This window comes from Kitasatospora sp. NPDC003701 (assembly GCF_053587085.1).
Genome location: NZ_JBSFNM010000036.1, coordinates 63948 through 79342, shown reverse-complemented (window position 1 = coordinate 79342; position 15395 = coordinate 63948). Strand labels below are relative to the sequence as shown.

Below are 15395 nucleotides of genomic sequence, written 5' to 3'. Positions count from 1 at the left end.
CGGCTCCCTTACACGCTGCGGTCGGCGAGGACCTCGCGGATCACGTGGCGGGCGTTGGCGGCCAGGGCCGGGTTGGTGGTGCGGTAGTAGGGGAGTTGGATCAGCGCGATGGACAGGGCCCAGGCCCGGCCGCGGGCCCAGGTGTCGTCGTCGGCGGCCAGGGCGGCGCGGAAGACCGGGCGGGCCGTGGCGGGGAGCAGGTTCCAGGCGACGATCAGGTCGACGGTCGGGTCGCCGACGCCCATCAGCCCGAAGTCGATGACCGCACTGAGGTGTTGACGGTGCAGCAGGAGATTGCCGGGGGAGAGGTCGCCGTGCATCCAGGCGGGTCTTCCGCTGTGCTCCGGAAGCCGAAGGGCCTTCTCCCACACGGTGGTTGCCGCGTCGGTGTCGATCGCCCCGCGCAGCCGGCCGATCGCCGCCCGGGTGGAGGCGTCGCGGGCGGCCAGCGGCACGCCCCGGGAGGCCGGCGGGCCGTCGGCGGGGTCGACCGCACGCAGGGCGGTGACGAAACCGGCCAGGTCCCGGGCGAGTTGGACGGGCGCGGTGGTCGCGCCGACGACCGGGTTGGCGCCGCCGAGCCAGTGCAGCACCGACCACTCCCACGGGTAGCCGGCGGTCGGCCGGCCGAGTACGAGCGGGGCGGGAATGGGCAGCGGCAGGTGCGGCGCGAGCTGCGGAAGCCACCGCTGCTCGCGGCCGACGCCCTCGGCCGCCCAGCCCACCCGGGGCAGCCGGACGGCGAGTTCGGGCCCGAGCCGGAACATCGCGTTGTCCGTCCCGGCGGAGGCGACCCGTTCGATCCGCAGCCCGGCCCAGTGCGGGAACTGGGCGGCGAGCAACCGCCGTACCAGGGCGGTGTCGATGTCCGGTTCGTCGTCATGCATCCGGGCTGCAGCGCACATGCCCGGCACTGTACTCCCGGGCTCCCCGGCCGTTCGCGGTATTTCGAACACTAGGGTGGGGCCGTGAGGAGTTCGTGGGAGCGTTGGGTCGTGTGGGGGGCGCTCGGGGGCGTGACCGCTCTCGTGGTCGCCGCGATGGCCGGCCGGGTCGGCCGGAGGCCGGGCGGGCTGGTGTTCCTGCAGGAGTGGTTCGACGAGCCGCTGCTGTTCGGGACCTTGGTCCTCGCCCTGCTCCTCGTGGCGCTGGTGTTCGTTCGCTGGAAGGTCTGGGTTCGCAGTGTGCTCGGCACCGTGGTGCTGACCCTCGGTCTGGGCACCGTGCCGATCTGGATCCTCGCGGACGATCCGGTGACGACTCGCACCGAGGCGGCGCCCGGCCGGACGGACCGCCGGCTGGTGGTCAAGGAGGGCGCCGCGATGATCGACCCGCTCTGGTGGATCTACGTCGACGAGGGTTCGGGCCTGGGCAGGCGCCGCTGGCCGGTGGCCTTCGTCAACGGCGACTGGAACGCTCTCCGGGAGATCAGCTGGGTCGGCCCCGACCGGCTTCGGCTGGTGACGGACCGGGAGTCCCGGCTGATCCGTGTCGGCACCGACGGCCGGCCGGAGCGGACGGTGGACGACGCCTTCTGAGGCCGGGAGGGCCGACGGCCGACTGCTCGGCCCCCGCCACTCCCGGCGGCGGGGGCAGCAGGGAGGTGTCGCCGGGCAGTGCCAGAATGCCAAGGTACGGGGAAAGCAACTCTGGAGAAGGTGACCGGCTTCGTGAGCACGCCAGACGAACAGGTGGCCCAGCAGGCCCAGCAGGCCATCGAGCGGAAGATCGCCGAGGAGCTGGGCGTCCGCGGCGGGCAGGTGAAGGCGGCCGTCGACCTGCTCGACGGCGGCGCGACCGTGCCGTTCGTGGCCCGCTACCGCAAGGAGGCCACCGGCTCGCTCGACGACACCCAGCTGCGCACGCTGGAGGAGCGGCTGCGGTACCTGCGGGAGCTGGAGGAGCGGCGCACGGCCGTCCTGGAGTCGATCGAGGCCCAGGGCAGGCTGGACGACGCGCTGCGCGCCCAGATCCTCGCCGCCGACTCCAAGGCCCGCCTGGAGGACATCTACCTCCCCTACAAGCCGAAGCGGCGCACCAAGGCGCAGATCGCCCGCGAGGCCGGCCTGGAGCCGCTCGCCGACACCCTGCTCGCCGACCCGGCGCAGGACCCGGCGGCCGTCGCGGACGCCTACCTGAACGAGTCGGTGGCCGACCGGGCCGCCGCGCTGGAGGGCGCGCGGTCCATCCTGGTCGAGCGGTTCGGCGAGGACGCCGACCTGGTCGGCTCGCTGCGCGAGCGGATGTGGACGCGGGGCAGGGTGGTCGCCACCGTCCGCGCGGGCAAGGAGCAGGACGGCGCCAAGTTCGCCGACTACTTCGACTTCGCCGAGCCGTACACCAAGCTCCCCTCGCACCGGATCCTGGCGATGCTGCGGGGCGAGAAGGAGGAGGTGCTGGACCTCGAACTCTCGCCGTTCGACGGCGAGGAGGGCGGCGACCTCCCCGGCGAGAGCGACTACGAGCAGCGGATCGCCGCCCGCTTCGGCATCGCCGACCACGGCCGCCCGGCCGACAAGTGGCTCGGCGACACCGTCCGCTGGGCCTGGCGCACCCGCATCCTGGTCCGGCTCGGCATCGACCTGCGCGGCCGGCTGCGCCAGGAGGCCGAGGACGAGGCGGTGCGCGTCTTCGCCGCCAACCTGCGCGACCTGCTGCTCGCCGCCCCGGCGGGCACCCGCGCCACGATGGGTCTGGACCCGGGCTTCCGCACGGGCGTGAAGGTCGCGATCGTGGACGCCACCGGCAAGGTCGTCGCCCACGACACGATCTACCCGCACCAGCCGGCCAACAAGTGGGACGCCTCGCTGGCCACGCTGGCGGCACTGGCGAAGAAGCACGCCGTCGACCTGGTGGCGATCGGCAACGGCACCGCCTCCCGCGAGACCGACAAGCTCGCCGAGGACCTCATCAAGCGCCACCCGGAGCTGAAGCTCACCAAGGCGATGGTCAGCGAGGCCGGCGCCTCGGTCTACTCGGCCTCCGCGTTCGCCTCGCAGGAGCTGCCCGAGCTGGACGTGTCGATCCGCGGCGCGGTCTCCATCGCCCGCCGTCTCCAGGACCCGCTGGCCGAGCTGGTCAAGATCGACCCCAAGTCGATCGGCGTCGGCCAGTACCAGCACGACCTGAGCGAGGTGAAGCTGTCCCGCTCGCTGGACGCGGTGGTCGAGGACTGCGTCAACGCGGTCGGCGTGGACGTCAACACCGCCTCCGCGCCGCTGCTCACCCGGGTCTCCGGCATCACCGGCACGCTCGCGGACAACATCGTCTCGCACCGCGACGCCAACGGCCCGTTCCGGACCCGCAAGGCGCTCAAGGACGTCGCCCGGCTGGGCCCGAAGGCGTTCGAGCAGTGCGCGGGCTTCCTGCGGATCCCGGACGGCGACGACCCGCTGGACGCCTCCAGCGTGCACCCGGAGGCGTACCCGGTGGTGCGCCGGATCCTCGCCGGCACCGGCGGGCAGCTGCGCGAGCTGATCGGCAACAGCGCCGCGCTGCGGGCGCTGCGGCCGGGGGACTTCGCCGACGACACCTTCGGCATCCCGACCGTGACCGACATCCTCGGCGAGCTGGACAAGCCGGGCCGGGACCCGCGCCCGGCCTTCCGCACGGCCACCTTCAAGGAGGGCGTCGACAAGATCGGCGACCTGGAGGTCGGCATGCTGCTGGAGGGCGTGGTGACCAACGTCGCGGCCTTCGGCGCCTTCGTGGACGTGGGCGTCCACCAGGACGGCCTGGTGCACGTCTCGGCGCTGTCGAAGAACTTCGTCAAGGACCCGCGCGAGGTGGTCAAGCCCGGCGACATCGTCACCGTGCGGGTGACCACGGTGGACGTGCCGCGCAAGCGGATCGGGCTGACGCTGCGGCTCGACGACGAGGTCGGCCGGGAGCGCGGCGGTGACCGGGGCGGCAGCCGCGGTGGCGAGCGCGCTGGGGAGCGCGGCGGCGAGCGGGGCGGCGACCGCGGCGGGCGGCAGGCGCGGCCGCCGCGTCAGGACCGGCGCGGCTCCGGCGCCGGCTCGGGCTCGGGTGCCGGTGGCGGCTCCGGTTCGGGCGCCCAGGCCCCGCTGGGCAACGGGGCGATGGCGGACGCGCTGCGACGGGCCGGCCTGGCCGGCGGGTCCGGCTCCGAGGGCGGCCGCCGCTCCGGGCGCCGCTGAGCCCGGGAACCGGCCGCCGAGGGCGGTGACGGACGTACGGCGGGCCGGTGGACGCGCAGTCCACCGGCCCGCCGGCCGCCGGTCGCGCCCCGGGGCCGGGACCTCCTCCTCGGTGCAGGACCGGTACACGGGACCGGTACACGGGACCGGCATACGGGACCGGCACACGGCGCGCGGCTACCGCGCCCGGCGCGCCGGGCCGGCGTGGTCCTCGGCCGCGGCCCTCAGCCGGCGGACGCCCGCCCGCGCAGCTCCACGGCCAGCCCGACCAGCTCGCCCCACCAGGCGTCATGGCTGCCGACCAGCAGCCGCTGCGCCTCGGCCGGCTCCACCGCGCGGACCTCGACCACCTGCTCGCCGTCGTCCGGATTGGTCGGGGCGGACTCCACCGCCACCTCCGCCCAGCCCCAGAGCCAGGCCTTCTCGGGGTGCGGCTGCCACGGCCGGTACGGCTCCGGGTTGTCCGTCACGCAGCGGTGGGCCCCCAGCCAGGCCGGCTCGCCGAGCAGCCGCGCGCCCGCCTCCTCCCGCAGCTCACGGACCAGGCAGGACTCGATCGACTCGCCGCTCTCCCGCGTCCCGCCCGGCAGGAACCAGTGGTCCTGGTCGTCGCGGCAGAGCACCACCAGCCCGCCGGAGAAGCCCACCAGGTGGATGTTGGTGACGAGCTCGTCCGGCGGCAGCGCGGTGGAGAACTGCGCGTCGTAGCGGCCCCAGGTCCAGTACTGCGGTGCGTGCAACGCGGGGAAGCGTGCGGCCAGTCGGGCCGCTCTGTCGGAGGTGTCCGGCCGGTCCGTGGTATCGGTCATTCGGTGATCGTAGTCCCGGCCGGACGCAGCAGGGGCGTCGTCGCCTGGACCAGTGCGAGGTCCGCGGCGTCGATGGCCCGGGGGCGGCGGGGGATGGTGGCTTCGAGCGGGACGCCGGCCCAACTGCCAAGGGAGATCTCGGCGGTGATGCCCGGTCCGAAGCCCGCGATCAGGCCGTGGGTGCCGTCCGCGACCCCGCCCTCCTCGAAGAGCCGGGCGAGGGCGTCGAAGACGACCGCGCTGGCGATGTTGCCGCGCTCGGTGAGGGTGGCGCGGCTGAAGCGGAAGGCCGCGGGCTCCAGGTTGAGGTAGTGGCAGAGGTCGTCGAGGATCCGCGGGCCGCCGGCGTGCACGATGTAGAAGCCCAGGCCCGAGATGTCCCAGCTGTGTTCGGTGGCCAGCGTGCGCAGCGCGGGGGCGAGCATCTCCATGGTGCCGGGGACGCGCTTGTCGAGCTGGAAGTGGAAGCCGGTGTCCTTGACGCCGTACGAGATCCAGTCCTCGGTGTGCGGGACGAGGTGCGAGCCGTTGCGCTCGATGTGCACGCCGGTGCCGCCGCGGCCGCGCATCACGACGGCGGCGACGGCGTCCCCGAAGAGGCCGTTGGAGAGCAGCGAGCCGACGCCGAGGTCGGTGGGCTGGTAGCAGAGCGAGCAGAACTCGCAGGCCACGATGAGGACGTTGGCGCCGGGGTAGGCGCGGCAGAAGTCGTGCGCCCGGTTCACCGCGGCGCCGCCGGCCGCGCAGCCGAGCTGGGCGATCGGCACCTGGCGGGTGTCGGAGCGGAAGCCCATGCTGTTGATCAGCCAGGCGGTCAGCGAGGGCATCATGAAGCCCGTGCAGGACACGTAGATGATCAGGTCGATCTCGCGGGCGGACAACTCGGCGTGCCCGAGGGCACGTTCGACCACCTCGGGCACCCGCCGCTTGGCCTCCCGCTCGTAGACCGCGTTGCGGGTGGTGAAGCCGGGGTGGCGCAGGGTCTCGTCGATGGGCTGGACCAGATGCCTGGTCCTGACCCCGGTGTTCTCGATCAGGCGCAGTGCCAGGCCGAGTTGCGGGTGGTCGGCGTGCAGGCCGCGGGCCAGGTCGAGGGTCTGCTCCAGGGTGATGACGTGCTCGGGGACGGCGATGGCGGGTCGGCAGAGTGTTGCCATGGATTCGGGTCTCCCCTGGAGGGCCTACGGGTGCGTCGGACGGGCGCCGGGCCGGCGCGGCGGGGAGGTGGTCACCAGGCGACCGGCAGGGACCGCGGGTAGCGCCAGATCGACCCCGTCCGCCAGTCCAGCTCCGCGGCCGGCACGGCGAGCCGCAGCTCCGGGAAGCGGCGCAGCAGGGTGCCGATGGCCACCTGGAGCTCCATCCGGGCCAGGTGGGCCCCGGCGCAGTGGTGCGTGCCGTAGCCGAAGGCCATGTGGTTGGCCGAGCCGCGGTCGAGGTCCAGCTCGTCGGGCCGCTCGAACATCTCCGGGTCGCGGTTGGCGGCCAGGTAGGAGACGTGGACGGCCTCGCCGGCCCTGATCAGCACCCCGCCGAGCTCGACGTCCTCGGTGGCGACCCGGGCGATGCCGACGCCCTGGCGGAAGGGGATGAAGCGGAGCAGCTCCTCGATGGCGCGCGGCAGCAGCTCCGGCCGGGCGCGGAGCCCGGCGAGCTGCTCGGGGTGGGTGAGCAGGGTGTAGGTGATGTTGCTGAGCTGGTAGGTGCTGGTGTCGTGGCCGGTGACCAGCAGGACCATGGCCATCACGGCGAGCTCCTGGTCGTCCAGCAGCTCCTCCTCGTCCCGGGCGGTGGCCAGGGCGCTGATCAGGTCCTCGCCGGGGGAGCGGCGGCGGGCGGCGGTCAGCTCGGAGAAGTAGGCGCGCAGCGCGGCCTTGGCGTGGACCTGGCCGTCGCCGCTGCCGGGGCCCATCGACATCATCGCGACGGCGTGGCCGCGCAGCTCGGCGCGGTCCTCCTCGGGGATGTCGAGCAGCTCGCAGATGGTGACGAGCGGGAGCCGGCTCGCGAGGTGGTGGACGAAGTCGGCGGGGGAGCCGTGCTCCTCCATCCCGTCCAGGAAGCCGTCGACGATCCGCTGGGTCTTCGGCCGCAGCTGCTCGACCTGGCGGTTGGTGAACCCCTTGGCGACCAGGCGGCGCAGCCGGTTGTGGGCGGGCGGGTCCATCAGGTTGATCGCCTCGACCTGGGCGATCGGGGCGGGCGTCATCCGGGGGAGGTCGCGGCCGATGCCGGCGGCGCGGCTGAAGCGGCGGTCGGTGGTGACGACGCGGACGTCCTCGTAGCGGGTGGCCAGCCAGGCCTCGCCCTCGCCGTGCGGCAGCCGGATCCTGGCGACCGGGTCCTCGGTGAGCAGTTGCTTGAGGAGGGGGTCGAACTCCAGGCCTTCGGTGTGGTTGAAGGGGCAGTCCCACACGGGGGCGGAGGTAGTCACGGGCTTATCCAAATGGCCGGAGTTGGTGCCGCCCGACCGGCGATCGTTCGGGCGCGGACGTGCTGATGTTCCCCCATGGGGAGGCAAAAATGTGGATAAGGAGGATAGTTCGCTCGATCGAGCGAGATAGATGATTGTCAGGCGATATACGGGAGTTGAGGCCCGCCGTCCCGCCGGTGAAGGGCGGCTCAGGGGACCGGGGCCGCGCCGAGGCCGCCCGGGCCGGCGGGGCCAGAACCGGGCGGGCGTTCGAGGCGTCCGTTCAGGCGTGATCACAGCTGTTCTCGGCTCCATGCCGATGTTCTGGCCCGGGCTGCTCTGCTCGCTGGTGCCGGCCGCACTGCTGAACCAGCCGGTGGGGCGGCTGCTGCGCGCCCACTGGGCGGTCGCGTTCCTGCTGCTGCTGGCCCTCGGTGGAGTGGCGACGCTGACCCTGCTGCCCGACGCCCGGGGGCCGGTGCGGGAGCTCTCCCGGGAGGCCGTCCGGCACTGCGCCTTCGCCGGTGCCGGGCTGCGCCCGCCGGGCGAGTGGCTGACCTCGCGGCACGCGGACCTGAACGTCGCGCTGTTCGCCCCGGTCGGCCTCGCCGCCGCGCTGGCCGGAACCCGGCGCCGGGCGGCGGCCGTCCTGCTGGGCGCGGCGGCCCTGCCCTTCGCGGTGGAGCTCGCCCAGTACGCGGTGCCCGCGATCGGCCGGGCGTGCTCCGCGCAGGACGTCTGGGACGACCTGCTCGGGCTCGCCCTCGGCGCGGCGGTCGGCCTGCTCGCGGGCCCGCTCGCCCGGGCCGGGGCGCGCTCGCTGCGGGAGGGGCGCGCCTGACCGGCGACCCGGCGGGCGGGCGGCCCGGCCCGGGCGGTGGGACGGGCTCGGCCCGGGCAGTGGGTCGCGGCCCGGCTCGGGCAGTGGGTCGCGGCCCGGGCGGTGGGACGGGGCCGGTCAGGAACCGAAGTTGAGCGCGTACAGCGAGCGCGCGAGGTCCGGGGTGACGAAGTCCAGCGGGACGGTGCCCAGGACCGGGCGCGCGGGGCGGTCGAGGGCGCCGAGGTAGGAGCGCAGCTTCGGGGTGATCGCGTCGGCGGCCTGGCGCGGCCAGAGGCCCCAGCCGGAGCTGGAGGTGAAGGTGAGGAACAGCCGCTGCGGGTCGCCGGCGGCGCGGGCGGCGTCCAGGTGGGCGGAGACCTCGGGCCACTTGCGGGAGTTGAGCTCGAAGATGGTGCCGATGTCGTAGTCGTCCTCGATGTCCGTCCGGGGCCCGCCCCAGCGCAGGCCCGGCAGGCCGGAGTTGTCGGCGAGCAGCACCACCCGCCCGCGGACCTCGCCCAGCCGGGGGATCCGGTCCTCGCTCCAGAACAGGCCCGGCCAGCGCGCCTGGTAGCCGGCGAAGAGCGCGCCGAACTCGGCGTCGGAGACCGTGGAGTACTCCTGCTTGACCCGCATCACCAGGGCCTCGGCCGGGTGCGCGGTGAGGAAGGCCAGGCAGTGGTTGAGGACGTCGCCGAAGAAGATCTGCTGGAAGACCGGGCCGTGGTGGATCGCGAGCACGCCGTCGACGGCGCGGCAGCGGATGTCCAGGAAGCGCACGCCGGCCGCGAACTGGTCCGGCAGGGAGAGCGTCTGGGTCTGGGTCAGCGGTCCGCCGTACAGCGCGCAGCTGTCGTGGGTGCCGGGCAGGGTGAGCCGGGAGAGCTCGGCCCGGGCGTCGACGGCGCCCAGCCAGTCCGCTCCCGCCGGCACGCCGAGCGCCGAGGCCCGGGGCACGGCCGCCCCGAGGCCGGCGGCGGTGAGGGCGCCCAGCAGGGCGGCCCGGGTGAAGGCTCGCCGGCTCAGCGGCGGGTGCGCGGTCGGCGCCTCCGCGGTCGCCGTGTGCGCGGTCGGTGCGTGCGTGGTCGGTGCCTGCGTGGTCACGGACACGGTCGGGTACCCCCGTCGGGTGTGGCGGGCCGGATGCGGACGATGGCATGCTCATTGTGAGGAGATCGGCCCGCCCTGCCCAGACCCGCGACGCCCCGAGGTGGAACCGGGGCCCGGACAACCGGCGTCGGTGGTGGCCGTCGCCGGTCTCCTCCTCCTCGGCTGCCTCGCCCGGCTCGCCCCGGGGAGGGTCCCCGTCCTCACCAGGCCGCCTCGCGGTAGTCCTTGAGGAAGACGCCCGACACCGGCGCACCGGCCTCGCCGCGGACGATCGGGTCGTAGACGCGGGCGGCGCCGTCGACGATGTCGAGCGGGGTGCGGAAGCCGTCGGCGGCCAGCCGGCTCTTCTTGGGGGCCGGGTTCTCGTCGGTGATCCAGCCGGTGTCGACCGCGCACATGTGGACGCCCTGGGCGGCGAGTTCCCCGGCGCCGGTGCGGGTGAGCATGTTGAGGGCGGCCTTGGCCATGTTGGTGTGCGGGTGGCCGGCGGTCTTGTTGCGGACGGCGAACCGGCCCTCCACCGCCGTGACGTTGACGATGTAGCGGCGGGGGTGCGGTGAGGCCAGCAGCAGCGGGAGCAGGCGGTCGCAGAGCAGCGCGGGTGCCAGTGCGTTGACCAGCTGGGTCTCCAGCACCTCGGCCGGGTCCAGCGCGCCGAGCCGGACCGACCAGGAGTTGACCGGTGCGAGGTCGGGCAGCAGGCCCGCCTCGTCGGCCTGCTCCGGCAGCGGGGCGGGCGTCAAGGGGCCGCCGGGGGAGGCGAGTTCGGCGGCGGGCCAGGCGGGGGAGAGGACGGGCATCGGGCGGAACCCGGGGGCGTGCAGGACGGCGGTGGAGGCGGCGGGCAGCGCGCTGCGCTCGCCGGCGGCCAGCAGGGCGTAGGACTCGGGCGGGCGGCGCAGGGTCTGCGCGGCGTTGTTGACCAGGATGTCCAGCGGGCGGCCGTCGGTGCGGAGCCGCTCGGCGAGGCCGAGCACCTGGCGGGGGTCGCGCAGGTCGATGCCGACCACGGTGAGGCGGTCGCGCCACTCGGCGCTGCCGGCGGCGGCGTGGAAGCGCCGGACGGTGTCGTGCGGAAAGCGGCTGGTGACGATCAGTTCGGCGCCGTCGCGCAGCATCATCAGGGCGAGCTGGAAGCCGATCTTCACCCGGCCGCCGGTGAGCAGTGCGCGGCGGCCGCGCAGGTCGGTGGTGAGGGCGCGGCGGGCGGTGTTGTCGGCGGCGCAGTCGGGGCAGAGCATGTGGTAGAAGGCGCCCACCCGACGGTAGCGCTGTTTGCACACGTAGCAGCGGCGGCCGAGCCGGAGTTCGCCGAGCGGGGCGGCCGGGACGCCGGTCAGCGGTGCGTCCTCGCGGCGGTCGCGCGCGCCGGTGGCGGTGGCGGCGAGCAGGTCGGCGTCGGCCTGCCGGGCCTCGTCCTTGCCACTCTGGCGGCGGCGCTTGCGGCTCTCGCTGACGAAGGACTTCAGCTGCCGCTCGGCGTGCAGCCGGGTCCGGTGGTCGGCGGGGAGGGCGCGCAGGCGTCCGAGGGTGCGGCTGAAGGCGGCCAGTTCGTCCGCGGTGACCTCGTCGGCCGTGGTGTGCTCGTCGTCCCGGACCGTCATGGCCGCCCCCTCGTGCGCTGTGCTGCGATGCCTCGGGACTGTACCGACTGCGCCGGAGAAGTGGGATCACATTATTCGTAGGATGAGGCCTTGATCGCGGCGCTGCGTGCTGCGACATCGCGGCTGGTCAGGCCGCGGTCACGACAGGGAACGGGGAGAACACGATGGTGAGTCTCGGTGCCATAGCCGCGATCGCGGCGGTGGAGGCGGGAATGGTCCTGATCCCGGGCCCGAACATGATCTACCTGGTCTCCCGCTCGGTCGCGCAGGGGCGCCGGGCCGGGCTGACCTCGCTGGCGGGCGTCTCCGTCGGCTTCCTGGCCTACCTGGTCGCGGCGACCGCCGGGATCGCGGCGGTGTTCGCGCTGGTGCCGGAGATCTATCTGGCGATCAAGCTGGTGGGCGCCGGCTACCTGCTCTGGCTGGCCTGGAAGGCCGTGCGACCGGGCGGGAGTTCGGCGTTCGCCCCGAAGGAGCTGACGCCCGACCGGCCGGCCCGGCTGTTCGGCATGGGTCTGCTGACCTGCCTGCTGAACCCGAAGATCGCGGTCCTGTACGTGTCGCTGCTGCCGCAGTTCGTCGAGCCGGACCGCGGCCATGTCGCCGTGCAGAGCCTGCTGCTGGGCCTGACGCAGATCGCGGTCGGGGTGGCCGGCAACGCGATGTTCGTGCTGATGGCGGGCTCGGTGTCCGCCTTCTTCGCCCGCCGCCCGGGCTGGCAGCGGGTCCAGCGGTACCTGGTGGGCACGGCGCTGGCGGGCTTCGCGGTGCGGATCGCGGCCGACCGCTCGCGCGCGGTGGTGGCGGCGCCCTGAGGCCGCCGGCCGGTGACGGCTCCCCGAGCCCCCCGGGCCCGGGGAGCCGCCACCGGCCGTGCCCCTGCTCAGCCCGCGTACTGGGCGAAGATCTTCGCGAACTCGTACGGCTGCTGGGCGATGTTGGTGCACTTGAACAGTGCGCCGGTGCAGGCGTTCGCGTCCCGGGTGGCGTCCCAGAAGGCCAGCTCGCCGAGGTGGTGCTGCTGGGCGAAGGCCACCAACTGCCGGGCGTCCGCCTGGTTGTAGATCTGGTGGTCGTCGTTCTCCCCGATCATCGGGGTGATGCCGACCGCGGCCCAGAGCTGGGCGTCGCTCTTCGCCGGGTAGAGCGCCTTGAGCTGGCCGTAGAGGCCCTGGGCCGCCTGCACGGCCGCGTCGCCGTAGTCGGCGCCGCTGCGGTAGTAGTCCATCGCCATGGCGTTCACCAGGTCGACGTTCACGCCCGCGTCGCGGGCCGAGCGGACGATGGCGACGCCCTCGGCGGTGAGCCCCTCGGGCAGCACCGGCAGGGTGAACGACACCTTCAGGCCGGGGTTGGCCTTCTGCAGCTTGGCGAGCGCGGCGGAGCGGCGGTCGTTGGCGGCGGTGTCGGCGATCGCGGCGCCCTCGATGTCGAAGTCGACGTAGCGCAGGTTGTAGGCCTTGACCACGGCGTCGTACTCGGCGAACAGCGAGTCCACCGTGGTGCAGGCGGCGGCGAGTTCGGTGCCGCTGGCGCCGCCGAAGGAGACCTTGACGTCGCCGCCGGCCGCGCGCAGCGCGTCCACCTGGTCCTTGGCCCAACCGGTGCGCGGGTCATAGGCGTTGAACCAGCTGGCCTTGCAGCCGATACCGGTGACGAAGCCCATGGTGAAGGACTTCAGATTGCCGGCCTGGGCCATCGCGGGCATCGACGGGGTCGGCCAGGCGCCCATGTCGATGTACGGGGCCACCGGGACGGCGACGTTCGGCGGCGGGGTGGTGGGCGTCGCCGTGCCGGTGGGGGTGGGTGTGGGCGTCGGCGTGGCCGAGGTCGGCGGCGGGGTGGACGGGTTGCCGCCGGGGCCGGTGAGCGTGACGTCGTCGGCCTGGTAGGCGCCCTGCCCGTACCAGCCGTGCAGGTAGACGGTGACGCCGGTGGTGGCCGGACCGGTGGTGAAGGTGGTGGAGAGCTGCTGCCAGCCGGCGCCGCCGGGCGTCCAGACGGCCGGGTCGGTGACCCCGCTGCCGGTGGCGCCGAGGTAGACGTACTGGCCCTGGACCCAGGCGCTCAGCGTGTACTTGGTGTTGGGCTGCACGGCGACGTTCTGCCCGCACTGCGCGGTGTCGCTGCTGCCCACCGCACCCTTGAGCGCGTACGAGCCGCTGTGCGCACCGGTGTTGACGATGCTGCCGGTCGTGGCGGAACAGCTCCAGGGGCTCGTCGCGCCGCTCTCGAAGCCGGCGTTGGCGAGCAGGTTGCCGTCGGCCGCGCCGGCGTTCCCGGCGAGGGTGGCGAGCCCGCCGGCGGCCAGCACGGTGGCGGTGGTGAGGCCGATCAGCTTGACCCGGCCGGCGGGGCGGCGGTGCCGGGCCGGGGCGTCGGGCGCGGGGGTGTCGTGGGGCGCGCGTGGCATGGGGGTGCCTCTCGGGACGGTGCGCCCGCCGCCCGCCGCGCGAGGGGGAGCGCGCGGCGGGCGGCGGGGGCGGTGGGGGCGTGGTCCGGTGCGGGGAGGTGCGCGGTGCAGCTTCAAACTGGACTAGACCAGCTGTGCACGTCAAGCACCTTCGGCACATCAGGGGCCGCTGCTGGGAAGGTTTTAGGAAGGGTTTAAGGCAGCACCCCGCCCGGCGTCCGGGGGTGCGGGCTCGTCGCCGCCGGGCGGGGGCCGGAGCGCTGCACGGCGAGCGGGCTTGACCTCGAGTGCACTCCAAGGGAGAGGCTGATGCCGTTGATCCACGACACGAAGGAGCACCGGAAGATGCGCACCGCCACGCTTGGTCAGCAGGGCCCCGAGGTCGGAGTGGTCGGTCTCGGCTGCATGGGGATGACCTGGGCCTACGACCTGGGCAACCGTGACGACGAGACCTCGGCCCGGGTGATCCGGGAGGCGCTGGACCTCGGCGTCACCCTGATCGACACCGCCGACATCTACGGCCCCTACAGCAACGAGGAGGTGGTCGGCGCCGCCCTGGCCGGCCCGTACCGGGAGCGCGCGGTGCTGGCCACCAAGGTCGGCCTGGTGCCGGGCGAGGGTGACAAGCGGGTGGGCAACGACGGGCGGCCGGAGCACGTGCGGCGCTCGATCGACGAGAGCCTGCGCCGTCTCGGCACCGACCACGTCGACCTCTACCAGCTGCACCGGGTCGACCCGGAGGTGCCGATCGAGGAGACCTGGGGCGCGCTGGCCGAGGCCGTCACGGCCGGCAAGGCGCGGCGGATCGGGCTCTCCGAGGTGAGCGTCGAGCAGATCAAGCGGGCGCAGGCGGTGCACCCGGTGGCGTCCGTGCAGTCCGAGCTGTCGCTGTGGACCCGGGACGCGCTGGCCGAGGTGCTGCCGTACACCGAGGCCGAGGGCATCGCCTTCCTGCCGTTCTCGCCGCTCGGCCGGGGCTTCCTGACCGGCAGCATCTCCTCCGCGGACGAGCTGCCGGCGGACGACTTCCGCCGCTCGCTGCCGCGCTTCCAGCAGGACGCGCTGGCGGCCAACCTGGCGCTGGTGGAGAAGGTGAAGGAGGTCGCCGCCCGGGTCGGCGCGACGCCCGCGCAGGTCGCGCTGGCCTGGGTGCTGGCGCAGGGCCGGTACGTCTTCCCGATCCCGGGCACCAAGACGCCGCGCTACCTGGCGGACAACGCGGCCGCGGCCGACGTGGTGCTCTCGGCGGCCGACCTCGCCGAGCTGGACGCGCTGCCGGCGCCGACCGGCGGGCGCTACTGACCGGACCGGGCCGCCGGGCCGGGGCGGGCGACCGTGCGGAGTGCGGAGGCGGCTCCGTCCTCAGCCCTCCTTGACCCAGACCAGCTGCCGGCCGGTCTCGCCGGGCGCCCGGACCGCCGCGTCGGCGATCCGGTCCAGGCGGTAGCCGAGCTTGCGCGGCACGGCGGCGCTGGCGGCGTTGGCCTGGTCGCAGTGGATCTCGACCCGTCCGATCCCGGGCAGGGCGAGCGCGGCCCCGGTCAGCGCCCCGGCGGCGGTGGTGGCGATGCCGCGGCCGCCGTGCTCCGAGCCCACCCAGTAGCCGATCTCCAGCGCCCCCGGGCCGATCCGGCCGTGCAGGCCGAACGAGCCGATGACGCTGCCGGGCTCGGCGTCCAGGCCGACCAGGTAGATGAAGTCGGTGCCGGCGTCCCAGGCGGCCGCGCCGGCCTCGGTCAGCTCGGCGGTCTGCGCCAGGGTGGGCGCCTCAGCCGCCCACTCCAGCCAGGGCCGCAGGTGCTCCAGGTCGCGCCGGACGGCGGCGTTGAGCGCGCTCGCGTAGGCGGCCGAGCGGCGGTGCAGGGAGATCCCGCCGGCCAGTCGCAGCAGTTCCGGCGGCCGGCCGGCGGAGATCTCGACCGGTGCCGGACGGCGCCGCCCGGCGGGGGGACCGGCGACGGCGCCGTGCGCGGGGCCGGGTACGCCCTCGCAGGGTGATGGCGTGACGTGTGTCATGACAGCGATTATGAGCGCCGTCCGGGGCGGCGACCACCGGCGAACCG

The 15395-nt window shown here is 74.3% G+C and carries 13 protein-coding genes; 5 read left to right on the top strand and 8 right to left on the bottom strand.

Going from position 1 to position 15395, the window contains the following annotated elements:
- Window positions 1-8 precede the first annotated feature (8 nt).
- Window positions 9-905: an aminoglycoside phosphotransferase family protein gene (locus ACWDRR_RS28530; RefSeq protein WP_449775114.1), complete on the bottom strand. Its 897-nt coding sequence runs from the start codon at window positions 903-905 to the stop codon at window positions 9-11.
- Between the two features lie 111 nt (window positions 906-1016).
- Between ACWDRR_RS28530 and ACWDRR_RS28525 the strand changes: the two genes are divergently transcribed.
- Complete coding sequence (locus ACWDRR_RS28525; RefSeq protein WP_449775113.1) at window positions 1017-1538, top strand: hypothetical protein; 522 nt, start codon at window positions 1017-1019, stop codon at window positions 1536-1538.
- A gap of 132 nt (window positions 1539-1670) precedes the next feature.
- Window positions 1671-4160, top strand: coding sequence for a Tex family protein (locus ACWDRR_RS28520; protein ID WP_449775112.1), 2490 nt, complete (start codon window positions 1671-1673; stop codon window positions 4158-4160).
- 224 nt (window positions 4161-4384) lie between these two features.
- On the opposite strand, the gene ACWDRR_RS28515 is transcribed toward ACWDRR_RS28520, so the two are convergent.
- From ACWDRR_RS28515 to ACWDRR_RS28505, 3 genes are all read right to left on the bottom strand, one after another.
- The gene (locus ACWDRR_RS28515; RefSeq protein WP_449775111.1) at window positions 4385-4969 is read right to left on the bottom strand and encodes an NUDIX hydrolase; all 585 of its coding nucleotides are present in this window, start codon (window positions 4967-4969) and stop codon (window positions 4385-4387) included.
- Window positions 4966-6126, bottom strand: coding sequence for a type III polyketide synthase (locus ACWDRR_RS28510; protein ID WP_449775110.1), 1161 nt, complete (start codon window positions 6124-6126; stop codon window positions 4966-4968). Before ACWDRR_RS28510 ends, ACWDRR_RS28515 begins: the two co-directional genes overlap by 4 nt.
- 71 nt (window positions 6127-6197) lie before the next feature.
- On the bottom strand, window positions 6198-7403 hold the full coding sequence (locus ACWDRR_RS28505) for a cytochrome P450 (protein ID WP_449775109.1): 1206 nt from the start codon (window positions 7401-7403) through the stop codon (window positions 6198-6200).
- Between the two features lie 268 nt (window positions 7404-7671).
- On the opposite strand from ACWDRR_RS28505, the gene ACWDRR_RS28500 reads away from it, so the two are divergent.
- Entirely contained in the window at window positions 7672-8223 is a 552-nt protein-coding gene (locus tag ACWDRR_RS28500) for a VanZ family protein (protein WP_449775108.1), read from the top strand.
- Window positions 8224-8340: 117 nt separating this feature from the next.
- On the opposite strand, the gene ACWDRR_RS28495 is transcribed toward ACWDRR_RS28500, so the two are convergent.
- Both ACWDRR_RS28495 and ACWDRR_RS28490 read right to left on the bottom strand, forming a co-directional pair.
- Entirely contained in the window at window positions 8341-9309 is a 969-nt protein-coding gene (locus tag ACWDRR_RS28495; protein ID WP_449775107.1) for a phosphatidylinositol-specific phospholipase C, read from the bottom strand.
- Between the two features lie 206 nt (window positions 9310-9515).
- Window positions 9516-10919: an SDR family NAD(P)-dependent oxidoreductase gene (locus tag ACWDRR_RS28490; RefSeq protein ID WP_449775106.1), complete on the bottom strand. Its 1404-nt coding sequence runs from the start codon at window positions 10917-10919 to the stop codon at window positions 9516-9518.
- Window positions 10920-11083: 164 nt separating this feature from the next.
- Here ACWDRR_RS28490 and ACWDRR_RS28485 point away from each other — a divergent pair, with 164 nt between their 5' ends.
- Window positions 11084-11734: a LysE family translocator gene (locus ACWDRR_RS28485; RefSeq protein WP_449775105.1), complete on the top strand. Its 651-nt coding sequence runs from the start codon at window positions 11084-11086 to the stop codon at window positions 11732-11734.
- Window positions 11735-11802: 68 nt separating this feature from the next.
- On the opposite strand, the gene ACWDRR_RS28480 is transcribed toward ACWDRR_RS28485, so the two are convergent.
- A complete protein-coding gene (locus ACWDRR_RS28480; protein ID WP_449775104.1) occupies window positions 11803-13332 on the bottom strand; it encodes a carbohydrate binding domain-containing protein in 1530 nt (509 codons plus the stop codon).
- 345 nt (window positions 13333-13677) lie between these two features.
- Here ACWDRR_RS28480 and ACWDRR_RS28475 point away from each other — a divergent pair, with 345 nt between their 5' ends.
- Entirely contained in the window at window positions 13678-14634 is a 957-nt protein-coding gene (locus tag ACWDRR_RS28475) for an aldo/keto reductase (protein WP_449775133.1), read from the top strand.
- Window positions 14635-14694: 60 nt separating this feature from the next.
- Here the strand turns inward: ACWDRR_RS28475 and ACWDRR_RS28470 are convergent, their stop codons facing one another.
- Window positions 14695-15348, bottom strand: a complete 654-nt coding sequence (locus ACWDRR_RS28470) for a GNAT family N-acetyltransferase (RefSeq protein WP_449775103.1) — start codon at window positions 15346-15348, stop codon at window positions 14695-14697.
- Window positions 15349-15395 lie beyond the last annotated feature (47 nt).